Below are 22,196 nucleotides of genomic sequence, written 5' to 3' on the forward strand. Positions count from 1 at the left end.
CGGTCAGCCGCAGGACGGCGCTCAGGTGACCAGCCCCAGCTCGCGGCCGATCTGCTCGATCCGGTCGTAGTCCGAGGCCCGGGCCGGCACGAACGACCCGGCGCCGAACAGGTCGAGGACCGCGGCGTCGGCCGGGTCGTCGGCGCGCAGTCCGGTGAAGAAGTCGCGCAGCGGGCCGGCGAGGTCGGCGGCGCGCGGGCCGAGCAGCCAGTGGTAGTCGGGGTAGCCCGGCGTCCGGGCGTAGGCGACCACCGACGGGTCGACCGCGCCCTCCGCGGTGCGGGCGGCCCACACCTGCTCGTTGAGCACGCCGGCCTGGTAGCTGCCCGATGCCACCAGCTGCAGCGTGGCGTCGTGCGAGCCGGAGAAGGCGGGACCGCCCGGGAAGCCCTGCGGGTCGACGCCGGCCTGCTGCAGGAACCACGCCGGCATCAGCCGGCCCGACGTCGAGGTCTCGGCGCCGTAGGTGAACCGCAGGCCGGCCAGCGGGCGCAGGTCGTCCGACGCCGCGAGCCCGGTGGCCGACTGCACGACGAACACCGAGTGGAAGTCGGCGTCGACGTCGCGCTGGGCGATCGTCGTGGCGCCCGGTGTCTGCAGCCGGGCCTGGACGCCGGTCAGCCCGCCGAACCAGACGAGGTCGAGGTCGCCGGTGCGGAACAGGGAGACCGCCGCGCCGTAGTCGGTCACCGGCGTGTAGGCGACGTCGAGGTCGAGCGCGGCGGACAGCGAGTCGGCGACGGTGCCGTACAGCCGCTGCAGGACCTCGGGGTCCTGGTCGGGGATGGCGCCGACGGAGAGCGAGCCCGGTCCGGCCGCCTCGCGGCCGACGGGGGAGGAGCGGCCGCAGGCGGAGGCGGCGCCGGTGGTGAGGGTGGCGAGGGTCAGGCCCGCGAGGAACGCGCGGCGCGGGAGTAGCGGGACGACGGGGCTCCCCGACCGGAGAGCGCGGCGGCCGGCCACTACGTCCGACCGGGTCGGTGGGGGACGGGCACGGGGACCTCCGGGGACGATCGGTGGTGGGCGACCCATCCTCGCCCGCGGCCGTCCCCAACGCCCCCTAGGGTGCGCGCGTGAGCGACTGCCTGTTCTGCCGCATGGTCGCCGGGGAGATCCCGGCCGACGTCGTGCACGAGACCGACCGGACGCTGGCCTTCCGCGACATCAACCCGCAGGCCCCCACCCACGTGCTGGTCATCCCCAAGGACCACCACGCGACGGCCGGCCTGCTCGTGGGCGCCGACCCGCAGCTGCTGGCCGACGTCGTGGCCGCCGCGCACGCGGTCGCCGTCCAGGAGGGGCTGGCCACCGAGGACGGGCCGGAGCCGGGCTACCGGCTGGTGGCCAACACCGGCCCGCAGGCCGGCCAGACCGTGCACCACCTGCACCTGCACGTCCTGGGCGGCCGCGACCTGGGGTGGCCGCCCGGCTGAGCCGGCCGTGGCAGGGTGGCCGGCATGACCGAGGCACCCGGCGCCGCCCCCGTCCGGATCGAGCGCGACGGCGACGTCGCCGTCGTCGTGCTGGACAAGCCGCCGCTGAACCTGTTCGACGAGCCGGTGTACGCCGGCTTCGAGCGGGTCCTGGCCGAGCTGGTGGCCCTGACCGAGCCCGGCCGGCCCGACCGCGCCCGCGCGGTGCTGATCGAGGCCCGCGGGAAGGTCGTCTCCGGCGGGGTCGACGTGCACGGCTTCCGGGAGATCGCGGAGGGGGCCGAGTCCGCGCAGCGCGGCACGGCGCTGTGGGCCCGGCTGCTGCGCATCGCGCAGACGATCGAGGACCTCCCGGTGCCCACGGTCTTCGCCGCGCACGGGCTCACCCTCACCGCGGCGTTCGAGATCGCGCTGGCCTGCGACCTGCTGGTGGCCGCCGAGCGCGCCTCGTTCGGGCTGGTCGAGGTGGTCGTCGGGCTCACCCCGTCCATGGGCGGGCCGCAGCGGCTGGCTGAGCGGGCCGGCCCGGCGCGGGCCAAGGAGCTCATCCTCACCGGCGAGCGCTACCCGGCCGCCGTCCTCGAGCGGTGGGACGTGGTCAACCGGGTGCTGCCCGACGACGGCTTCGCCGAGGCCGCCCGGGACCTCGCCCGCCGGCTGGCGGCGGGGCCGACGCTGGCGCACGCGGCCACCAAGCGGCTGGTGACCACCGCCGTGCGGCACGGCGTGCGGGCCGCCGACGAGATCACCCCGCAGGTGTCCGGGCCGCTGTTCGCCACCGCCGACCTGCGCGGCGCGGTGGCCTCCTTCCTGGAGGAGGGACCGGGCAGGGCGAGCTACACCGGGCGGTGAGGGCTGCCCCGCGCGGGCGGTTCCGGGCCCCCGCGCGCGGGTAGACTCGACCGGTCAGCAGCCTCTGTGCCAGGAAGGCAGGGTCGAGGGCACTTGCCCGATCCATCCCCGAACGTCCCCGTGCCCGGCGCGCCCACCGCGCGCGAGGCCTCCGCGCAGGCCGCGGCCGCGGACGGCGCCAGCAGCCTCGCCGGTCCCACCCCCGCCGCGGTGCGCACCACGATCACCGTCCCCGACTCCGTGTCGATGGTCGCCCTGCTCGGCTCCGGTGACGAGCTGCTGCGGCTGGTCGAGGGCGAGCTCGCCGCCGACGTCCACGTCCGCGGCAACGAGATCGCCGTGACCGGGCAGCCGGCCGACAACGCCTTCGCCGTCCGCGTCTTCGACGAGCTCATCGCCCTGCTGGGCACCGGCCAGGCGCTGCGCCCGGACTCCGTGCGCCGCGTCATCGGCATGCTGCGCAGCGGCGGGTCCGAGCGGCCGGCCGACGTCCTCAGCCTCGACATCATCAGCCGCCGGGGCCGCACCATCCGGCCCAAGACGCTGAACCAGAAGCGCTACGTCGACGCGATCGACGCGCACACCGTCGTCTTCGGCATCGGCCCGGCCGGCACCGGCAAGACCTACCTGGCGATGGCCAAGGCCGTGCAGGCGCTGCAGACCAAGCAGGTCAACCGGATCATCCTCACCCGGCCCGCGGTCGAGGCCGGCGAGCGGCTGGGCTACCTGCCCGGCACGCTGAGCGAGAAGATCGACCCCTACCTGCGGCCGCTCTATGACGCGCTGCACGACATGGTCGACCCGGAGTCGATCCCGCGGCTGATGCAGTCGGGCACCATCGAGGTCGCCCCGCTGGCCTACATGCGCGGGCGCACGCTCAACGACGCGTTCGTCATCCTCGACGAGGCGCAGAACACCACCGCCGAGCAGATGAAGATGTTCCTCACCCGGCTCGGCTTCGGCAGCAAGATCGTCGTCACCGGTGACATCACGCAGGTCGACCTGCCCGGCGGGGCGCAGAGCGGGCTGCGGATCGTGCGGGAGATCCTCGACGGCATCGAGGACGTCCACTTCGCCAACCTCACCAGCTCCGACGTCGTCCGCCACCGGCTCGTCGGCGACATCGTCGACGCCTACGAGCGGTGGGACGCCAGCCGGCAGCGCGAGGACCGCCCGGCCGCCGCGGGACCCCAGGGCGGCCGGACGGCGCGGCCGCGCCGGCAGCAGGGGAGCTGAGCGGTGCCCGTCGAGGTCGCCAACGAGTCGGAGATCGCCGTCGACGAGGCGGAGCTGACCGGCGTCTGCCGCTTCGTGCTCGCCGAGATGGGCGTCAACCCGATGGCCGAGCTCTCGGTGCTGTGCGTGGACCCCGACTACATGTCGGTGCTGCACGAGCGCTGGATGGGGGAGAAGGGGCCGACCGACGTCCTGGCCTTCCCCATGGACGAGCTCGACACCGCCCGGCCCGACGACCCCGACCCGGGCCCCGCCCTGCTCGGCGACGTCGTGCTGTGCCCGTCGGTCGCCGTCCGGCAGGCCCGCGCCGCCGGCCACTCCATGGACGACGAGCTGCTGCTGCTGGCCACCCACGGCGTGCTGCACCTGCTCGGCTACGACCACATGGAGCCGGAGGAGGAGCGGGAGATGTTCGGCCTGCAGACCCGGCTGCTCGAGGGCTGGCGGTCCGCGCCGCGGCAGCCGGTGACCGGCGAGCCGGCCGAACGGGGCCCCGGGTCGCGGTGACGCGATGAGCGCCGGCGCGGTCGCCCTGCTGGTCGTCGCCGTCTGCCTGGTGCCCCTCGCCGGGCTCTTCGGCGCGCTGGACGCCGCCCTGCAGCGGGTGTCCAAGGCGCGCGTCGAGGAGCTGCGGCGCGACGGCGTCCGCCGCGCGGGCACCCTGGAGGACGTCCTCTCCGAGCGGGCACGGCACGTGTCGCTGCTCCTGCTGCTGCGGATCGTCTGCGAGTCGGTCGCCGCGGTCCTGGTCACCGTGGTCGCGCTCGAGGTGGTCGAGGGCACCGGGCGCGCGGTCCTGCTCGCCGCCGCGGTCATGACCGTCGTCAGCTACGTGCTCGTCGGCGTCGGCCCGCGCACCCTGGGCCGCCAGCACGCCTACCCGACCGCGCTGGCCACCGCCGGGCTGGTGCGGCTGCTCGGCCGCGTCCTGGGCCCCGTGGCCACCCTGCTGATCCTCATCGGCAACGCGATCACCCCGGGCCGCGGCTACCGCGACGGGCCGTTCGCCACCGAGGTCGAGCTGCGCGAGCTGGTCGACATGGCCGAGGAGCGCGGCGTCGTCGAGTCCGGCGAGCGCAACATGATCCACTCGGTGTTCGAGCTGGGCGACACCATCGCCCGCGAGGTGATGGTGCCGCGCACCGACGTCGTCTGGATCGAGCGCACCAAGACCGTCCGGCAGGCGCTGGCCCTGGCACTGCGCAGCGGGTTCAGCCGCATCCCGGTCATCGGCGAGAACGTCGACGACGTCGTCGGCGTCGTCTACCTCAAGGACCTCGTCCGCCGCTCGCAGAACCTCGGCGACTCCCGCGGGCCGCGGGTCGAGGAGCTCATGCGCCCGGCGGCGTTCGTGCCGGAGTCCAAGCCGGTCGACGAGCTGCTGCGCGACATGCAGGCCCGCCGCACGCACATCGCCATCGTGGTCGACGAGTACGGCGGCTTCGCCGGGCTGGTCACCATCGAGGACATCCTCGAGGAGATCGTCGGCGAGATCGCCGACGAGCACGACGCCGTGCAGCGCCCGCCGGTCGAGCACCTCGACGACGGGTCGGTGCGGATCACCGCCCGGCTGCCGGTGGAGGACCTCGCCGAGCTCTTCGACGTCGAGCTGCCCCGCGACGACGACGTCGAGACCGTCGGCGGGCTGCTCGCCCGGGAGCTGGGGCTGGTGCCGATCGAGGGCTCGCAGGCGGAGGTGGCCGGGCTGCTGCTGGTGGCCGAGAGCACCGGCGGCCGGCGCAACCGCATCGACACCCTCCTCGTCACGCGGCTGCCCGACGCCGACCCGGAGCACCAGTCCGGGGCCACCCGGGCCGACGTCGCGGCGGGCGTGGTGGAAGGCTGACCCCCCGTGTCGGCACCTGACCTGCAGCCCGAGGACGCCAAGCTCGTCACCCTGGCCCGCTCCGCCCGCGGCCGCACCGGCGCACCCGAGGGCGCGGCCGTGCGCGACACCGACGGGCGCACCTACGTGGCCGCGAGCGTGGCGCTGCCCTCGCTGCAGCTGTCGGCGCTGCAGGCCGCGGTGGCCGCCGCGGTGTCCAGCGGGGTGGAGGGCCTGGAGGCGGCGGCGGTCGTCTCCGACGCCGGTGCCGTGGAGGCCGCCGGGCTGGCCGCCGTCCACGACCTGACGCCGTCCGCGCCGGTGCACCTCGCCGGCCCCGACGGGGCGCTGCGCTCGACCTCCTGACCGCCGCCGCCTCCGCGGAGGTGTCGGTGCGGAGTGGGAGACTGGGCCGGTGAGCACGCCGGAGCAGCCGTACCGCAGCGGGTTCGCCTGCCTGGTGGGCCGCCCCAACGCCGGCAAGACCACGCTGACCAACGCGCTGGTCGGCGAGAAGGTCGGCATCGTCAGCAACCGGCCGCAGACCACCCGGCACGCCATCCGCGGGGTGGTGCACCGGCCCGGCGGCCAGCTGGTGCTCGTCGACACCCCCGGCCTGCACAAGCCCAAGAGCCTGCTCGGCCGCCGGCTCAACGACGTCGTCCGCGACACCCTCTCCGAGGTCGACGTCGTGGTGTTCTGCATCCCCGCCGATCAGCCCGTCGGCACCGGCGACCGGTTCATCGCCCGCCAGCTGGGGGACGTGAAGGCGCCTGTGGTCGTCGTCGTGACCAAGACCGACGCGGCGTCCAGGAAGCAGGTCGCCGAGCAGCTGGTGGCCGCCAGCCAGCTCGTCGAGGCCGCCGAGGTCGTGCCGGTCAGCGCCGTCAGGGGCGACCAGGTGGAGCTGCTCGAGGACCTGCTCGTCGGCCTGCTGCCCGAGGGCCCGCCGCTCTACCCCGAGGAGCAGACCACCGACGAGGACACCGACCGGCAGATCGCCGAGCTCATCCGCGAGGCGGCGCTGGAGAAGGTGTTCCAGGAGGTGCCGCACTCACTCGCGGTCACCGTCGAGGAGCTCGTCCGCCGGCCCGACCCGAAGCGGGAGGGCGCCGAGCTGGTGGAGGTGCACGCGCTGCTGCACTGCGAGCGGCCCAGCCAGAAGCCGATGCTGCTCGGGAAGGGCGGGTCGGTCATCAAGGCCATCGGCAGCGAGGCGCGCGCGGGCCTGGAGCAGCTGCTCGGCGCCCGGGTGCACCTCGACCTGCACGTCACCGTCCTCGGCGAGTGGCAGGACGACCCCAAGAAGCTGAACAGGCTCGGGTACTGAGTGAGCACCACACCGAAGGCGCTGTACCGCGACGAGGGCGTCGTCCTGCGCACCCAGAAGCTGGGGGAGGCCGACCGGATCGTCACGGTCCTCACCCGCCGGCACGGCAAGGTGCGGGCGGTGGCCAAGGGCGTGCGCCGCACCAAGAGCAAGTTCGGCGCCCGCCTCGAGCCGTTCAGCCACGTCGACCTGCAGCTCTACACCGGCCGCACCCTCGACATCGTCAGCCAGGCGGAGTCCATCCGCTCCTACGGCTCGGTGATCGCCGGCGACTACCCGGCCTACACCGCCGGCACCGCGGTCCTGGAGACCGCCGACCGGCTGACGGCGGAGGAGAAGGAGCCCTCGCTGCGGCTGTTCCTCCTCGTCATCGGCGCGCTGCGGGCACTGTCCGAGAGCACCCACCCCGCCGGGCTGGTCCTCGACGCCTTCCTGCTGCGCGCCATGTCGGTGGCCGGCTGGGAACCGGCGCTCGGCGACTGCGCCCGCTGCGGCATCGAGGGCCCGCACCGGCACTTCTCCGTCCCGGCCGGGGGCACCGTCTGCCGCGAGTGCCGGCCCACCGGCTCGGCGATGCCCAACCCGGTCACCATCGGGCACCTGGAGGCGCTGCTGTCCGGCGACTGGGCGACCGCCGAGGCCAGCGAGAGCGGTCAGCGGCGCGAGGGCAGCGGGCTGGTGGCCGCGCTGCTGCAGTGGCACCTCGAGCGCGGGCTGCGGTCGCTGCCGCTGGTCGACCGCTCCGACGCGGTGCCGCGCCGGGACGTGGGTCTGCTGCGTGAGGCGTGAGGTGAAGGCGCCGAACCGGCACCCCTCGGGCGCGCGGCCGCCGGCGATCCCCGCCGACCGGGTGCCCCGGCACGTCGCGATCGTCATGGACGGCAACGGCCGCTGGGCCAAGCAGCGCGGGCTGCCCCGGACGGCGGGCCACGAGGCGGGGGAGTCCTCGCTGTTCGACTGCGTCGAGGGTGCCATCGAGCTCGGCGTCGGGGCGATCAGCGCCTACGCCTTCTCCACCGAGAACTGGCGGCGCAGCCCCGACGAGGTCCGGTTCCTCATGGGCTTCAACCGCGACGTGATCCGCCGCCGCCGCGACGAGATGCACGAGCTCGGCGTCCGGGTGCGCTGGGCCGGCCGGCGCCCGCGGCTGTGGCGCAGCGTCGTCAAGGAGCTCGAGGTCGCCGAGGAGCTCACGAAGGACAACGACGTCCTGACCCTGACCATGTGCGTCAACTACGGCGGCCGGGCCGAGATCGCCGACGCCGCCGCCGCGATCGCCCGCGAGGTCGCCGCCGGGCGGCTGGACCCGGGCAAGGTCACCGAGGACACCGTGGCCCGGTTCCTCGACGAGCCCGACATGCCCGACGTCGACCTGTTCGTGCGCAGCTCGGGGGAGAACCGGACGAGCAACTTCCTGCTGTGGCAGTCGGCCTACGCCGAGTTCGTCTTCCTCGACACCCTCTGGCCCGACTTCGACCGCCGGCACCTGTGGGCGGCGTGCGAGGAGTACGCCTCCCGCCAGCGCCGCTTCGGCAGCGCCTGAGAGGGACCCCCACCGCTCGCCGGCTGGCGGCGGGCCCCTGCGAGGGGCCTGTCCGGCCGCCGGGCGCGCGGGCGCGCGACCGCCGTCCCGGGGCTCCCGGCGGGGGCCTCCGACGGGTGTCCGGAGCCGCGACGGAATCCGTTGACAGGCCCACGGCACGGACCGACAGTGGCGCCTCCCGACAGAGGACGGACCTCCCACCGTGAGCGAGAGCACGATCGCGCCCCAGCACGCCCGGACCCCGGCGCAGCCCGGTGACCTCAACGACCAGCTGATCGCCAGCGACTTCTGGACCGACCAGATGCTGGCCGAGGCGGGCATCCCGATCATCGACGTCCCGTTCGTCACCTTCGGCGGCGGCATCGGGTCGTTCGTGACCGTGGACTACCTCCGCATCTGCGGCGTCCCCACCAGCGCCATGCGGGTGCTGACCCCGCTGAAGACGCCGTGGGAGAGCTACGAGTACCTGACGACGGTCTCCCAGATCCCCCGGGGCGAGCGGCTGCGGTCGGACTCGTCCTCCTGCCCAGACAACATCTGGGGCTTCCCGAGCTACGCCATCCGCGAGGCGCTGCAGGGCGACCTCAAGCAGGCCTGGAACGTGCTGGTCGAGCCGATCTTCGCCAACTACTACACACCGAAGGCCGGGCACGCGTTCGAGTCGATGGAGAAGGAGATGTACCGGATCCGGTATCCGGAGATGGTCGTGCACGGCCAGGTCCGGATGGTCCGGCGCCGCGTGGGCGGCGGGTACTTCACCATCCTGACCCCGCCGGAGGGGGCGACCCCGACCAAGCGGATCGCCTACCGCAGCCAGTGGGTGCACGTGGCCGTCGGCTACCCGGGCCTGAAGTTTCTGCCCGACCTCCAGCGCTACCGCAGCGAGCACAACGACTACTCGAGGGTCGTCAACGCCTACGAGCGGCACGAGCACGTCTACGAGCGGCTGCACCAGCGCCCGGGGACCGTGCTCGTCCGCGGCGGCGGCATCGTCGCCTCCCGCGTGCTGCAGCGGCTCATCGACGACCGCGACCAGCGTGGCCTGCAGACCCAGATCGTGCACCTGTTCCGCACCTACGTGGACAAGCCGCACGGCGCCGGCATCTTCAAGCGGCGCAAGGGTGCCGACGGCTGGGCCTACCAGGGCTTCAACTACCCGAAGTCGGTCTGGGGCGGGCAGCTCAAGCAGCAGGTGCGCACCAGTGAGGGGGCCGAGCGCAAGCGGCTCTACGAGGAGATGGGCGGCACCAACACCCCGGTGCGCCGGGACTGGCAGGAGCAGCTCCGGCGCGGCCGCGCCGAGGGCTGGTACCGCGTCATGATCGGCTCGATCGAGGACATGCGGCCGGTCGGTGACCTGGTCGAGGTGCGGGTGAGCACACCGGACCAGGGTCCGCACGTGGGCACCTTCGACGCCGTCATCGACTGCACCGGGCTCGAGGCCGACATCCGCGAGCACCGCGTGCTGGCCGACCTGCTCGACCACTCCGGTGCCGGGCGCAACCCGGTGGGCCGGCTGGACGTGCAGCGCAACTTCGAGGTCACCGGCACCGCCAACGGCGGGAAGGTCTACGCCTCGGGCAGCGCGACGCTCGGCGGCCCCTTCCCCGGGGTCGACACCTTCTTCGGGCTGCAGATCGCCGCTCAGGAGATCGCCGACGACCTGATCAAGCAGGGCTTCGCGAGGAAGCTGGGGCCGGGACGGTCGACCAGCCAGTGGTGGAAGTGGGTCCGGAACAAGCAGATCTGACCGGCGCCCGCGACCCCGATACCGACGACCGAGAGAGACGACACCCGTGCTGCCCACCCTCAACGGCCGCATCCAGACCAGGATCTTCCTGCTGGCCGTGGTCGGATCGATCTGGACCCTGATCATCACGCCCGTGCTGCCCACCGGGGCCTCGCTGGGTGAGTCCTACAAGGCCACCTTCTCCGTGCTCCTGGTGGTGACCGTGCTGGGCGTGCTGTGGGAGCTCGTCTACCACGGCATCCAGCAGTTCCGGTGGGAGAAGGACTGGCCCACGCTCTTCGGCCTGCTCACCGGCATCCCCGAGGGCCTGCTGGTGTGGTTCCTGTTCGCCGGCGGCGCCATCCCGTGGGTGGACTCGCTGACCGGCCCGGCCTTCGCCATCCACTTCGTCAGCGTCTGGCTGATCGTGTGGCTGGTGGCCAACGGCCCCATGCGCGTGCCCTTCATCCACTGGCGGATCAACGGCGGGAGGCTCATCTGATGTCGGTCTCCACGCCGCCGGTCCCGCTGACGGGCGCGACCGGGGCGCCGGCCACGGTGCCGCCCTTCGACCAGGTCGCCGTCCGGGTCGCCCCGGGGCAGGACCTGGTCGTGCGGCTGCCCGGGGTGCTCCTGGTCGTCGGGGTGACCACCTCCCGGGCGGGGCCGGCCACCGCGCCGGTCCGGCCGGCGCTGGTCGGCTGGGGGCCGGCCCCGGTGCCCGCGGCGCCGGTCGCCGCCCCGGCCGGCGACGCGCACGTCGGTGAGCTGGTCACCCTCTGCCGACGCGTCTCGGCGGCCGGCAGCCGCGCCCCGGGCCGGCGGCTGCACGAGGAGGTGCGCGGGTGGCTGCTCACGGTCACCGACCCGCCGTCGTTCGCGGTGGCCGCCGCGACCGAGGACGGGCTGGCGCTGGTGCTCGTCGGCGGCGGCACCGCCGAGGTGCCCGACCTGGGCCTGCGCCTGACCCCGGCCGAGGGCGAGAAGCTGGACAACGGGACGCTCGTGCTCGACCGGTTCGTCACCTGGCCGCCCGCGGCGCTGCACCTGTCGGCCGGCTCCCCGGCCGACACCGCGCCGCACCCGCTCGCCGACCTGGAGGCCGGGGCCGTCCCGGGTGCCGCGGCGGTCCTGTCCCCGGCCCCCGCGCCGACTGCGGCCGGTCCGGTCCCCCCGGGGACGACGCAGCTGCGGCTGCCGGCGCCCCACGTCGCGACGCCGCCGTTGCCGCCACCGCCTCCGCGGCCGTCCGTGCCGGCCCCGCCGGCGCGGCCGCCCGAGGTCCTGGCACCGCCCGCGGCGCCGCGCGACCACGAGGGACACGGCCACGACCACGGCGACCACGACCACGCGGGCCACGACCACGCCGCTCCGCTGCCGCCCGAGCCGGCCCCGCCGGTGGAGCTGCCCGCGCCGAAGAAGTCGACGCTGCTGTTCGGCGGCACCGCCGAGCCCGAGCCGCGGCGGGAGCCGCTGCCCACACCGGGCGCCGAGCCCGCCGTGGGCGCCCCGGCCGCCGAGCCCCAGGACGAGCGTCCGCAGGTCAAGGGCATCCTCTGCAAGAACGGGCACCTCAACGACCCGCGGGCCGGGTTCTGCGCGCTGTGCGGCATCCGCACGACGCAGCAGACCGCGGTGCTCGTCGAGGGTCCGCGCCCACCGCTGGGGCTGCTGGTCTTCGACGACGGCGCCACGGTCAGCCTGGACATGGACTACCTGCTGGGCCGCGAGCCGGAGACCGACGAGCGCGTCGCCTCCGGCCAGCTGCGGCCGCTGCTGGTGGTCGACCACACCGGCGGCGTCAGCCGGCACCACGCCGAGATCCGCCTCGAGGGTTGGGACGTGCTGCTGGTCGACACCGGCTCGGCCAACGGCACGCTCGTGGCCCCGCGCGGTGCGCCCGGCTGGTCGTCGCTGGTGCCGGGTCAGCCGGTCCGGCTGACCCCGGGCATGGCCGTGCGCATGGGCGGCCGCCAGTTCGCCTTCGAGTCACCCCACGGTGGCTTCTGACCGGCACCTGTCCCCGGCGCCAGTCCGGTCGTGCTCTGCACACAGGTGTGGTCAGAGCACGACCGGCCGCCGGGGACCTGTCCGGCCGCTCCTCGTGCTCTGACTCCAGGAGTGGTCCGAGCACGACGGCGCTCCCGGGCAGGGCACGACCGGCGGCCAGGGGACCAGGTGGTCCCGCGCCAGTGCCCGGCGTCGCCCCCGGACGCGCCGGAGCCCGCGCCCCCGGGAGACGGGGACGCGGGCTCCGGTGGTGGTGGGGCCTCAGACCGACTCGGCGCGGGGCGTCTCCGGGCGTGCGGCGGGGGCGAGAGCGGCCAGCGTCTCGTCCATGTCGCGGTCGGTGTCGGCGGTGCCGGCGTGCACCAGCAGGATCGGCGTCAGGTCGTCTGCGGCCGGGACCGGCGCCGCGCCGGCGGGAGCGACCAGGAGTGCCGGGAGCACCTCCCCGTCGGCGGCGACCTGCACCCCTGCCCGGCGCAGCGAGTCGGCGACGTTGCGCCGCACCCCGCGTCGGCCCCCGGACCGCAGTTGCAGCGGCGCCGACCTCCCGACCGCGGCGTGCGCGGCCACCCGCAGGGCGGCACGGCCGTCGGCGTCGGCGTCCTGCACGACGGCGACCGGCCCGCCCGGCTGGAGTCCGGACTCACCCAGCTCGCCCGAGACCACGACCACCGACCCGTGCAGCGACGGCGGCCACGGGTTGCCCGTCCCGGCGGTCAGCGCGCCCTCGGCGATGCCCCAGCCGCTGCGCACGAGCACCACGTCGGCGGCACTGCTGCCGGCCAGGTCGGCGACCTCGGCCCACGGGTCCTCGCTGAAGCGCGAGGCCACCGAGGCCCGCGGGCCGCGCTGCTCGACGCGCCGGGCCAGCGTGCGGAGCTCGCCGGCCACCGTCGCCATGAGTTCCAGGTCCGGACCCAGGCCGCTGGACACCTCCGGCTTGGGCCGCGACCGGCGGACCACCCGGGTGAGCACGACCTGCGCCGGCTGCTCGCGGCCGACGAGGTCGCAGGCGAGGTCCACCAGGCCGGCGTCGCGGTCGAGGTCGTCGACCACCACCACGACGGTGTAGGCGTCGGTCAGACCCATCTCGGCCCGCTCGGCCGCCGCGATGTCGCGCTCCAGGATCCGCTTCGGGTAGATGACGTTGAGCAGCGGCGAGGCCATCACCGTGGTCACCACGGCCATGATCACCATCAGCGTGAACATCTCGCCGTCGAGGACGCCCTGCTGCACACCGATGTTGAGGATGACCAGCTCGGTGAGCCCGCGGGTGTTCATCAGCGTCGCCAGGGCGGTGGCCTGCCGCCGCGGGACCCGCTGCGCCCGGGCCGCGGCGAAGGCGCCGACGAACTTGCCGGAGATCGCGACCAGCAGGATCAGTGCCAGCTCGCCGACCCCGGTCAGGTCGATGGCGCCGACGTCGACGTTGAGGCCGGTGACCACGAAGAACACCGGCAGCAGGAGCAGCACGCTGACCTGCTCGAGCCGGTCGATGATCTCGTGGTTGAGGCGGGCGGCGCCCTTGCGCGGCATGACGACGCCGAACAGGAACGCGCCGAAGATGAAGTGGATGCCGATCTCCTCGGCCACCCACGCGCTGGCGAGGATGCCGATGAGCACGCCGGCGAGCATCTCCGGCGTCAGCTGACCCAGCCGCTCGTACTTCGTGACCAGCACCCGCAGCAGCGGCTTGACGAGCAGGAACATCACCAGGGCGAAGACGATCGACAGGCTCAGGATCAGCACCACGCCGGTGAACGAGCTCGCCGCGACGATCGCCACGACCACCGCCAGCAGGCACCAGGCCAGGACGTCGTCGACGGCGGCGCAGGCCAGCGCCAGCACGCCGGTCGGGATCCGGTGCATCTGCCGCTCGGCCAGGATCCGCGCCAGCACCGGGAACGCGGTGATCGACATGGCCACGCCCATGAACAGCGCGAACCCGAGGAACGGGATCACCGACGTCGCGCCGTCCTCCGCGGTGAAGACGTCGTGGTTGGTGTGCAGGTAGGTGGCCAGCAGCACCCCGAGCGCGAACGGCAGCAGGATCGAGGCCAGCGACACCGAGACGGCGACCTTCTCCCGCCCGCGGATGAACGACAGGTCGACCTCGAGGCCGATGAGGAACATGAACAGGACCAGGCCCAGCTGCGCCAGCACGTTGAGGAACGGCCGGATGTCGGTGGGGAACAGCAGGGTGTCCAGATCGCCGGGCAGGGCCCCCAGCAGGGTCGGGCCCAGCATGATGCCGGCGACGATCTCGCCGACGACGGCGGGCTGGCCGACCTTGACCGCCAGCCGGCCCATGAGCCGGGCGATCACCATGATCACCGCCAGGTCGATGAAGACGTAGGCGATGATCTCTGCGACGGGGCGCGGCTCCACGGCTGCTCCGGGGGTGTCGAGGTGTCCGGGTCACGCTGCCCGGGCGGTGCGGGCGCGGATGCTAGCCCCGCCCGGCACCGCACAGGGGGTTCGCGGACGCGGGAGTGGGGCGGGCGCGAACGGGTTCCGGGACCGCGGGGAGGGCGGCACACTGACGCGCTGCCGCGCACCCGCGGCGTCCCGGCCGGGCCGGGGAGCACCGAGTTCAGGAGGACGTGGATGGATGCCGTCGGCCTGGTGGGCGCGGCGCCCGCCAACATCGCGGACTACCAGGTGGTCCGCGTCCTGGGGGAGGGGAACAACGGCCGCTTCTACCTGGCCCGCCCGCCGGCCCGCCTGGGCCTGCCCGACGAGTACGTCGCGGTCAAGGTCTTCACCGGCACGCACAGCGAGCAGGCCTACGAGCGCGGGGTGCGGGAGCTGCGGGCCTTCGCGCAGGTGGCCTCGCCCTACCTGGTGCGGGTCTTCGACGCGGTGCTGCAGGACAGCTTCCTGTACGCGATGGAGTACTGCCCGCTCGGCTCGCTGGCCGCGCCGGCCCGGCCGCTGAGCCGCGGGGAGGTGCTGCGGGCGGTGGCGCACGCCGCGCACGCCGCGCACGCCCTGCACGAGGCCGGCCTCACCCACGGCGACATCAAGCCGGCCAACGTCCTGCTCACCGAGGACGGCGGCAAGCTCTCCGACCTGGGCCTGGCGCGCTACCTCGCCCCGGGCGTGACGCTGACCGGCATGGCCAGCGCCGCCTCGGTGGAGTACCTGGACCCGGCGCTGCTGCGCGGCGACCGCCCCTCGCGGGCCACCGAGGTTTTCGCCCTCGGCGCCACCCTCAACCGGGCGCTGACCGGCACCGGCCTCTACGGCGAGCTGCCCGACGGCGAGCCGCTGCTCGCCATCCGCCGGGTGATGAGCGCCGAGCCCGCGATCAGCCCGGGGCTGACCGACGACGAGGCCGCGCTGGTGTCGGAGTGCCTGGCCCCGGTGGGGCAGCGCCCGGCGACCGCCGAGCAGGTGGCCCTGCGGCTCGACCGGCTGGCCGCGGCGGCGCTCGGCGGCGTCCGCGCCTGAACCCGCACGCGGCGGAGGGCCCGCCCCCACCGGCCGGTGGGGGCGGGGCCTCGCCGTGAGCGGCTCAGCCGGCCCGGAAGTCGCTCTCATCGGCGTCGTTCCACCAGGCCCACAGGTCGGCCAGCCCGGACTCCCCGCCGTCGGCGACCACCACGTGTCCTTCCGCGGCGACGTCGTCCTGGGTCCAGGCGAGGTTGGCGTCACCCTCGTCGTCGACCCAGCAGGCCACCCGCCCGGCCAGCTCGCCGTCCGGCCCCTCGTAGCCGCGGTAGCCCTGGGCGTCGGGGCAGTCCGCGCCGCTCAGCGGGGAGAGCCCGACGCCGGTCACGTCGGAGACGAACACCGCGTCGACCGCGGCGCCGTCCTCGTAGAGGTAGAAGAACGCCACCTGCGGCCCCGGCTGCTGCTCCGCCGCGCCGCACTGCAGTGCCGCGAGGTCGCCGTCGCCCGCGGCGCCCTGAGTGGTGCAGGAGGAGGGGTCGAAACCGCCGGGCAGGACGGCGCGCAGCTGCTCCTCCGGGTCGGGGCCGGCACTGGTGCCCGCGTCGCCCGAGGTGCCGACCTGCCCGCTGCTGCCGCCGGCCTGAGAGGTGCCGGTGGTGGTGTCACCGGACCGGCCGGCCAGGGCGACGACCGCCACGACGGCGAGCACGACGACCGCCGCGAGCCCGGCCAGGACCAGCGGCAGCCTGCTGTTCCTCCTGCGGTGGCCGGACGGCGTCGCCCCACCCGGCGGGAAGCCCGGGCCCGCGGGCGGGAAGCCCGGGCCCGGCGGCGGGTACCCGGCGGGTGGCCCGGGGTGCGACGGCGGGCCGAACCCGACCGGCGGGCCGGGGTTCGACGGCGGGCCGAACCCGACCGGCGGGCCCGGGTTCGACGGCGGCCCGTAGCCGGCCGCGGGGAGCCCGGGGGAGGACGGCGGGCCGTACCCGCCGGGCGCGCCGGCGGGGGCGAAGCCCACGGTCTGCGGCCGCACCGGCAGCGGCGTGACCGACGTCGGCGGGGCCGCCTCCGGCCGGGCCGCCACGCCCACCGACGCGAGTGCCGCCCGCGCCGCCGCGGCCAGCTCGCCGCAGCTCGCGTACCGCTCGGCGGGCTCCTTGGCCAGCCCCTTGGCGACGACGTCGTCGAGCGCCCGCGGCAGCCCCGGACGCAGGGCCGACGGCGGCGGTGGCGTGGTGTTGAGGTGGGCGTACATCAGCGTGGCCAGCCCGTCGCCGGTGAACGGGCGGCGGGCGGTGAGGCACTCGAAGAGCACGCAGGCCAGGGCGTAGACGTCGACCCGCCGGTCGATCGGCTTCTCCAGGAAGCGCTCGGGGGCCATGTAGTCGAAGGAGCCGAGCGCGGCGCCGGTCTGGGTCAGCGCCGGGCCCTGCGCGTCCGACGTCGACCGGGCGATGCCGAAGTCGACGAGGTAGACGAACTCGTCGTCGCCGGTGCCGGTCAGCAGCACGTTCGAGGGCTTGACGTCGCGGTGCACCAGGCCGTCGGCGTGCGCGGCGTCCAGCGCCCGCGCGGTCTGGCCGACGATCGACACCGCCCGCTCGGGGCTCATCGGCCCCTCGGCGGCCAGCACCGCGGCGACGTCGCGGCCGGGCACCAGGCGCATGTCGAGGAACAGCCGGCCCCCGATCTCGCCGTAGCGGTGGATGGGGACGATGTGCGGCTCGTTGAGGCGGGCGGCCAGGTGTGCCTCGCGCCGGAAGCGCTCGCGGTAGCCCGTGTCGGCGGCCAGGTGCTCGGAGAGCACCTTCAGCGCCACCGTCCGGTCGTGCTCGGTGTCGAAGGCGCGGTAGACCTCGCCCATCCCGCCGCGGCCGAGCAGTGCCTCGAGGCGGTAGGGGCCGAACTGTTGCAACTCCACCGGTGCTTCCTCCGTGTGCCGCGACCCCGGTCGCTCGCCGGAGCCGGCGCCGGGTGCGGGTCGTCGGCGGAGTCTAGGGACGGCAACCGGCCGCGACCAGCGCCCCGGACGCGGTCCGCGCACCCGCCGGGCGACGCGGGCCGGGCCGCCCCGTGGGGCACGATGGGCCGGTGTTCGCGGTCACCCGTCTGCGCGTCCCCCCGGACGGCGCCGCCGACTTCCCCGCCGTCGTCGACCGGCTGCTGACCGCGCTGGCCGACCGGCCGGGCTGGCGCGGCGGGGAGGCGGGACGGGCCGCCGACGACCCGTCGCTGTGGGCGCTGGTCACGCGCTGGGAGGGCGTCGGCGCCTACCGCCGGGCGCTGTCGGCCGCCGAGGTCAAGGTGGCCGGGGCGCCGGTGTGGTTGCACGCGCTCGACGAGCCGGGCGCCTACCTGCCCCTGGACCGACCGGGGCCGTAGCCGCTGGGGCGGGTCGTCCCCGGTGCGTAGCCTGCGTCGGACAGCACCGCAGCCGGGAGGACGGGCGCGATGAGCCAGCCGCCGCAGGACGACGGGACGCCGGCCGACCGCACCCGCGAGGTGCGCCTGCCCCCGGTCCCGCCGCGCTCCCCGGTCCCCGACCAGCCGACCGACCGGATGTCGGGGACGCCGCTGGGCCAGCGGGACCCGACGCTGCGGATGGACGGCGGCGCGCAGCAGCCCGGCGCGGCACCCCCGGCGACCGGCGGGCAGCCCGCCGTCCCGAACCCGGCGTGGGCCCGGCCGGGCCAGCCGCAGGGCTGGGGCGCCCCGGGCCAGGCCGGCCCGTCCTGGGGTGCCCCCGGCCCCTACGGCCCGCCCGGTGGTCACGGCGGCCCGGGGTACGGCGGCCCGGGGTACGGCGGACCCGGGTACGGCGGCTCCGGCTACGGCGGCCCCGGGTACGGCGGGCCCGGCTACGGCGCGCCGCCCCCGCAGCAGCGCCGGCGCCGCGGGCCGCTCGTCGCGCTCCTGGTCGCGCTGGCCGTCGTCCTCGTCGGCGCCGGCGTGCTGGTCACCGTGCTGCTCACCCGCGAGGACCGCGGCGACACCGCGATCACCGCGCCTCCCTCCACGTCGGCGAGCGCGTCGCCGACCTCGGCGAGCCCGACGACCGCGACCCCCACGTCGTCGTCGCCCGGCGGCGGTGGTGGCTTCGGCGGCGGCGCCGGCAACCCGGACGGTGGCGGGAGCAGCGACACGCTCAACCTCCCCGAGAGCCCCGAGTTCGCCGCCGGGTGGGTGCAGTCGCTGGTCGACGGCGACGCCGGCGCCGCCTACGCCGACCTGTGCACCGACGGGCAGGACCGCTTCGCCGACCCGGCCGCGCTGCAGGGCGACTTCGAGGCGTTCCTCGGCGGCCGGATCACCGAGGGCTCGGCCACCGACGCGGTCGCCCAGGACGACGTCGACCAGGTCACCTTCGACGTCACGCTCGAGACGGGCGCGGCCCGGTCGTTCGTGGTCACCGTGGTGGAGGAGGCCGGCCGGCCGGCCGTGTGCGGGTTCACCGAGCCCTGACCGGGCGGGCGGCCGGGGCCCGGCGACTACCGTGGGCGGGTCCACTCGCCGACCGCCAGCCGGATGGAGCCCCGAGCCCGTGAGCGCCAGCACCACCCCGCACGACCCCGCCCGCCTCGACAAGGTGGTCAACCTCTGCAAGCGCCGGGGGTTCGTCTTCCCCTCCGGTGAGATCTACGGCGGCACCCGCTCCGCCTGGGACTACGGGCCGCTGGGCGTCGAGCTCAAGGAGAACATCAAGCGGCAGTGGTGGCGCACCGTCGTGCAGCGCCGCGACGACGTCGTCGGCCTGGACTCCTCGGTGATCCTGCCCCGCCAGGTGTGGGTGGCCTCCGGGCACGTCGGCGTCTTCACCGACCCGCTCACCGAGTGCCAGAACTGCCACAAGCGCTTCCGGGCCGACCACCTCGAGGAGGAGTTCGAGGCGAGGAAGGGCCGGTTGCCGGAGAACGGCCTGGCCGACATCACCTGCCCGAGCTGCGGCACCAAGGGGCAGTGGACCGAGCCGCGCGACTTCAACATGATGCTGAAGACCTACCTCGGCCCGGTCGAGGACGAGTCGGGGCTGCACTACCTGCGCCCGGAGACCGCGCAGGGCATCTTCGTCAACTTCGCCAACGTCATGGGCGCCGCGCGCCGCAAGCCGCCGTTCGGCATCGGCCAGATCGGCAAGTCCTTCCGCAACGAGATCACCCCGGGCAACTTCGTCTTCCGGACGCGTGAGTTCGAGCAGATGGAGATGGAGTTCTTCGTCGAGCCCGGCAGCGACGAGGAGTGGCACCAGTACTGGATCGACGAGCGCACCCGCTGGTACACCGACCTGGGCATCTCGCCGGACAACCTGCGGCACTTCGAGCACCCGAAGGAGAAGCTCTCCCACTACTCGAAGCGCACCGTCGACATCGAGTACCGCTTCGGCTTCCAGGGCTCGGAGTGGGGCGAGCTCGAGGGCATCGCCAACCGCACCGACTTCGACCTGTCCACGCACTCGGAGCACTCGGGCACGGACCTGTCCTACTTCGACCAGGCCAGCAACACCCGCTGGACTCCCTACGTCATCGAGCCGGCCGCCGGCCTGACCCGCTCGCTGATGGCCTTCCTCGTCGAGGCCTACACCGAGGACCAGGCGCCCAACGCCAAGGGCGGCGTGGACACCCGCACGGTGCTGCGGCTGGACCCGCGGCTGGCGCCGGTCAAGGCCGCCGTCCTGCCGCTGTCGCGCAACGCCGACCTCTCGCCCAAGGCGCGCGACCTCGCCGCGCAGCTGCGCCGCAACTGGAACGTCGACTTCGACGACGCCGGCGCCATCGGCCGCCGCTACCGCCGGCAGGACGAGGTCGGGACGCCGTTCTGCCTCACCGTCGACTTCGACACCCTCGAGGACCAGGCGGTGACCGTCCGGGAGCGCGACTCGATGAGCCAGGAGCGCGTCGCCCTGGACCAGGTCGAGTCCTACCTCGCCGCGCGCCTGCCCGGCTGCTGAGCCGGCCGGGGCTCCTCCGCGGCGGCAGCCGCGTGCACCGCGGGGCCGCCGCCCTCGAGCAGCTCGAGGGCGGCGGCCACCACGGTCCCGACCGGCACGCCGGCGACCAGCGACCGGTCGTGCCCGCAGCGGGACCGGCGCTGGTCGGTGCCGCAGACGGGGCAGTCGGTGCGGGTGGAGACGGCCACGCGGTGCCGCCGGCGGCCGAGCGGGCCGGCGTTGAGCAGGTTGCGCTCCAGGAAGACGCCGACGGTCGCCGTCCCCACGGCCTCGGCGAGGTGCCGCGGCCCCGAGTCGTTGGCCACCACCAGCCGGCAGCGGGCCAGGACGCCGGCCAGCGCACCGAGCGGCAGCCGGCCGACCAGGTCGAGCAGCGGGGCCGAGGACGCCGCGCGGATCGCGTCCGCGGCCTGCCGGTCGTCGGCCCCCGAGCCGACGAGCACCACGTGCACGCCCTCGGCGGCCAGCGCGTCGGCGACCGCGGCGAAGGACCCGGCCGGCCACCGGCGCCGCGGGTCCTGGGCGCCGGGGTGCAGCGCGACCAGCGGTGCGGGCCCGGCCGGCAGGACCGCGTCGGCCGCCGCGGCGTCGGCCGGGGTGAGGGCCAGCCGCGGCGCCAGCTCCACCGGGACCGCGCCGACCAGCCCGGCCACCTCCAGGCAGCGCAACACCTCGTGCTGGTCGTGCGCGTAGGGCAGGTCGCGGTCGAGGGCCGGCGCGCCGGCGTCGCGGGCGCCGGCGGTCACCCGGGCGCCCAGGGCGGCCACCAGCGGGTTGGAGTTGCCGCCCCCGCCGTGCAGCTGCAGCGCCAGGTCGTAGCCCTCCGCCCGCTGGCCGGCGAGGAAGCGCCGCACCTCGGCGCTGTCGCGCGAGGCGCCCGGCTCGTCGCGGACGCCCGGCCACGGCGGGACGACGACCACCCGGTCCCACGGCCCGGGCCGGCCCTCCAGCAGGCCCGGGTGCCACGGCGCGCCCAGGTAGGTGACCTCCGCGTCGGGGTAGGCGGCCCGCAGCGCGGCCAGCGCCGGGAGGGTGAGCACCAGGTCGCCGAGGAAGTTGGCCCGCAGGACGGCGATCCGCTCGACGCCGGGGACGAGCGCCCCCGCGGCCGCCGGCGGTGCGGCGAACGACCTGGGCACGCGTCCTCCTGGGCTCGGCTGGGCAGGGACTCCCCCTGCCCAGCCCGGGTGCGGCCCATGCCCGGGCCGCCCGATCGGCTGGACCGTCGCCGTGCACACGCGTACACCTCGATGTGTACGCTGCCCCCGTGGGCCGGACCAACATCGACATCGACGACGACCTGGTCGACCGGGTCATGCGGCGGTACGGGCTGCGCACCAAGAAGGACGCCGTCGACTTCGCCCTCCGGCAGGTGAGCGCGGCGCCCATGACCCCGCGCGAGATGCACGCCCTGCGCGGCAGCGGGTGGGAGGGCGACCTCGACGCGATCCGCCGCGGCGAGGCCGGGGAGCCGGTCGACCGGTGACCGTCCTCGTCGACTCGTCGGTGTGGATCGCCTACCTGCGCGGCGTCGAGGGGGTCGAGACCGACCTGCTCCACGAGCTGATCGCCGACGGGGCGGCGGCGGCGACCGACGTCGTGCTGCTGGAGGTCCTGGCCGGGACGGCCGACGAGGAGCGGGCCGGGCAGCTCGCCCGCTTCCTCGCCGGCGCCGAGCTCCTCCGGCAGGAGTCCCCGGTCGACGCGGAGACCGCCGCCGCGCTGTACCGGGCCTGCCGGCGGGCCGGTGAGACACCGCGCTCGCTGAACGACTGCGTGGTGGCCGCCGTGGCGCTGCGGCACGGGGTCGGCGTGCTGCACCGCGACCGCGACTTCGCCGTCCTGGCGCGGCACACCGGGCTGCGGACCGTGCCGGGGCCGCGCTGACGGTCCCGCG

22 protein-coding genes are annotated in these 22,196 nt (G+C 75.2%); 18 read left to right on the top strand and 4 right to left on the bottom strand.

Features of this window, described 5'->3' with window-relative positions:
* Positions 1-21: 21 nt before the first annotated feature.
* Positions 22-963 carry a putative selenate ABC transporter substrate-binding protein gene (locus BMZ33_RS17820; RefSeq protein WP_169064511.1) on the bottom strand — a complete coding sequence of 314 codons (942 nt, stop codon included), beginning with the start codon at positions 961-963 and terminating at the stop codon, positions 22-24.
* A 110-nt stretch (positions 964-1,073) separates the two neighbouring features.
* Between BMZ33_RS17820 and BMZ33_RS17825 the strand changes: the two genes are divergently transcribed.
* From BMZ33_RS17825 to BMZ33_RS24535, 12 genes are all read left to right on the top strand, one after another.
* Positions 1,074-1,433 (top strand): histidine triad nucleotide-binding protein, encoded by a 360-nt coding sequence (locus BMZ33_RS17825; protein WP_169064512.1) that lies wholly within the window; start codon positions 1,074-1,076, stop codon positions 1,431-1,433.
* A gap of 24 nt (positions 1,434-1,457) precedes the next feature.
* Positions 1,458-2,285: an enoyl-CoA hydratase/isomerase family protein gene (locus tag BMZ33_RS17830; protein WP_091114460.1), complete on the top strand. Its 828-nt coding sequence runs from the start codon at positions 1,458-1,460 to the stop codon at positions 2,283-2,285.
* Between the two features lie 120 nt (positions 2,286-2,405).
* Positions 2,406-3,521: a PhoH family protein gene (locus BMZ33_RS17835; protein WP_091113947.1), complete on the top strand. Its 1,116-nt coding sequence runs from the start codon at positions 2,406-2,408 to the stop codon at positions 3,519-3,521.
* A gap of 3 nt (positions 3,522-3,524) precedes the next feature.
* Positions 3,525-4,028: an rRNA maturation RNase YbeY gene (ybeY, locus tag BMZ33_RS17840; RefSeq protein WP_091113950.1), complete on the top strand. Its 504-nt coding sequence runs from the start codon at positions 3,525-3,527 to the stop codon at positions 4,026-4,028.
* Between the two features lie 4 nt (positions 4,029-4,032).
* Positions 4,033-5,367: a hemolysin family protein gene (locus BMZ33_RS17845; protein ID WP_091113955.1), complete on the top strand. Its 1,335-nt coding sequence runs from the start codon at positions 4,033-4,035 to the stop codon at positions 5,365-5,367.
* A gap of 6 nt (positions 5,368-5,373) precedes the next feature.
* A complete protein-coding gene (locus tag BMZ33_RS17850) occupies positions 5,374-5,712 on the top strand; it encodes a cytidine deaminase (protein WP_091113958.1) in 339 nt (112 codons plus the stop codon).
* A gap of 49 nt (positions 5,713-5,761) precedes the next feature.
* Positions 5,762-6,676, top strand: coding sequence for a GTPase Era (gene era / locus BMZ33_RS17855; protein WP_091113962.1), 915 nt, complete (start codon positions 5,762-5,764; stop codon positions 6,674-6,676).
* A complete protein-coding gene (recO, locus tag BMZ33_RS17860; protein ID WP_091113965.1) occupies positions 6,677-7,465 on the top strand; it encodes a DNA repair protein RecO in 789 nt (262 codons plus the stop codon). It begins immediately after the preceding gene.
* On the top strand, positions 7,455-8,219 hold the full coding sequence (locus BMZ33_RS17865; protein ID WP_091113969.1) for an isoprenyl transferase: 765 nt from the start codon (positions 7,455-7,457) through the stop codon (positions 8,217-8,219). The genes recO and BMZ33_RS17865 overlap by 11 nt, the downstream gene beginning before the upstream one ends.
* A gap of 202 nt (positions 8,220-8,421) precedes the next feature.
* Positions 8,422-9,969: an FAD/NAD(P)-binding protein gene (locus tag BMZ33_RS17870; RefSeq protein ID WP_091113972.1), complete on the top strand. Its 1,548-nt coding sequence runs from the start codon at positions 8,422-8,424 to the stop codon at positions 9,967-9,969.
* 46 nt (positions 9,970-10,015) lie between these two features.
* The gene (locus BMZ33_RS17875) at positions 10,016-10,450 is read left to right on the top strand and encodes a hypothetical protein (RefSeq protein ID WP_091113976.1); all 435 of its coding nucleotides are present in this window, start codon (positions 10,016-10,018) and stop codon (positions 10,448-10,450) included.
* Positions 10,450-11,958: an FHA domain-containing protein gene (locus tag BMZ33_RS24535; protein WP_091113981.1), complete on the top strand. Its 1,509-nt coding sequence runs from the start codon at positions 10,450-10,452 to the stop codon at positions 11,956-11,958. The genes BMZ33_RS17875 and BMZ33_RS24535 overlap by 1 nt, the downstream gene beginning before the upstream one ends.
* Before the next feature lie 261 nt (positions 11,959-12,219).
* On the opposite strand, the gene BMZ33_RS17885 is transcribed toward BMZ33_RS24535, so the two are convergent.
* Positions 12,220-14,346 (bottom strand): cation:proton antiporter, encoded by a 2,127-nt coding sequence (locus BMZ33_RS17885; protein WP_169064514.1) that lies wholly within the window; start codon positions 14,344-14,346, stop codon positions 12,220-12,222.
* 219 nt (positions 14,347-14,565) lie between these two features.
* Here BMZ33_RS17885 and BMZ33_RS17890 point away from each other — a divergent pair, with 219 nt between their 5' ends.
* Positions 14,566-15,411 carry a protein kinase domain-containing protein gene (locus BMZ33_RS17890; RefSeq protein ID WP_091113984.1) on the top strand — a complete coding sequence of 282 codons (846 nt, stop codon included), beginning with the start codon at positions 14,566-14,568 and terminating at the stop codon, positions 15,409-15,411.
* Between the two features lie 64 nt (positions 15,412-15,475).
* On the opposite strand, the gene BMZ33_RS23490 is transcribed toward BMZ33_RS17890, so the two are convergent.
* Positions 15,476-17,275, bottom strand: a complete 1,800-nt coding sequence (locus BMZ33_RS23490; protein ID WP_169064515.1) for a serine/threonine-protein kinase — start codon at positions 17,273-17,275, stop codon at positions 15,476-15,478.
* 170 nt (positions 17,276-17,445) lie between these two features.
* On the opposite strand from BMZ33_RS23490, the gene BMZ33_RS17900 reads away from it, so the two are divergent.
* From BMZ33_RS17900 to BMZ33_RS17910, 3 genes are all read left to right on the top strand, one after another.
* Complete coding sequence (locus BMZ33_RS17900; RefSeq protein WP_091113986.1) at positions 17,446-17,736, top strand: antibiotic biosynthesis monooxygenase family protein; 291 nt, start codon at positions 17,446-17,448, stop codon at positions 17,734-17,736.
* 69 nt (positions 17,737-17,805) lie between these two features.
* The gene (locus tag BMZ33_RS17905) at positions 17,806-18,816 is read left to right on the top strand and encodes a hypothetical protein (RefSeq protein WP_091113991.1); all 1,011 of its coding nucleotides are present in this window, start codon (positions 17,806-17,808) and stop codon (positions 18,814-18,816) included.
* A gap of 79 nt (positions 18,817-18,895) precedes the next feature.
* On the top strand, positions 18,896-20,299 hold the full coding sequence (locus BMZ33_RS17910) for a glycine--tRNA ligase (RefSeq protein WP_091113994.1): 1,404 nt from the start codon (positions 18,896-18,898) through the stop codon (positions 20,297-20,299).
* On the opposite strand, the gene BMZ33_RS17915 is transcribed toward BMZ33_RS17910, so the two are convergent.
* On the bottom strand, positions 20,269-21,438 hold the full coding sequence (locus BMZ33_RS17915) for a glycosyltransferase family 9 protein (RefSeq protein WP_091113998.1): 1,170 nt from the start codon (positions 21,436-21,438) through the stop codon (positions 20,269-20,271). The genes BMZ33_RS17910 and BMZ33_RS17915 overlap by 31 nt on opposite strands.
* Positions 21,439-21,566: 128 nt before the next feature.
* Between BMZ33_RS17915 and BMZ33_RS17920 the strand changes: the two genes are divergently transcribed.
* Positions 21,567-21,785 (top strand): type II toxin-antitoxin system VapB family antitoxin, encoded by a 219-nt coding sequence (locus tag BMZ33_RS17920; protein ID WP_169064516.1) that lies wholly within the window; start codon positions 21,567-21,569, stop codon positions 21,783-21,785.
* Positions 21,782-22,186, top strand: coding sequence for a type II toxin-antitoxin system VapC family toxin (vapC, locus tag BMZ33_RS17925; protein ID WP_091114005.1), 405 nt, complete (start codon positions 21,782-21,784; stop codon positions 22,184-22,186). The genes BMZ33_RS17920 and vapC overlap by 4 nt, the downstream gene beginning before the upstream one ends.
* Positions 22,187-22,196 lie beyond the last annotated feature (10 nt).

This window comes from Geodermatophilus dictyosporus, from assembly GCF_900115505.1.
GTDB classification, from domain to species: domain Bacteria; phylum Actinomycetota; class Actinomycetes; order Mycobacteriales; family Geodermatophilaceae; genus Geodermatophilus; species Geodermatophilus dictyosporus.

Excerpts from the sequence above, each read along its gene's own strand:
- BMZ33_RS24535 (WP_091113981.1), top strand. The coding sequence starts at position 10,450 with ATGTCGGTCTCCACGCCGCCGGTCCCGCTGACGGGCGCGACCGGGGCG.
- BMZ33_RS17890 (WP_091113984.1), top strand. The coding sequence starts at position 14,566 with ATGGATGCCGTCGGCCTGGTGGGCGCGGCGCCCGCCAACATCGCGGAC.
- BMZ33_RS17905 (WP_091113991.1), top strand. The coding sequence starts at position 17,806 with ATGAGCCAGCCGCCGCAGGACGACGGGACGCCGGCCGACCGCACCCGC.
- BMZ33_RS17830 (WP_091114460.1), top strand. The coding sequence starts at position 1,458 with ATGACCGAGGCACCCGGCGCCGCCCCCGTCCGGATCGAGCGCGACGGC.
- BMZ33_RS17845 (WP_091113955.1), top strand. The coding sequence starts at position 4,033 with ATGAGCGCCGGCGCGGTCGCCCTGCTGGTCGTCGCCGTCTGCCTGGTG.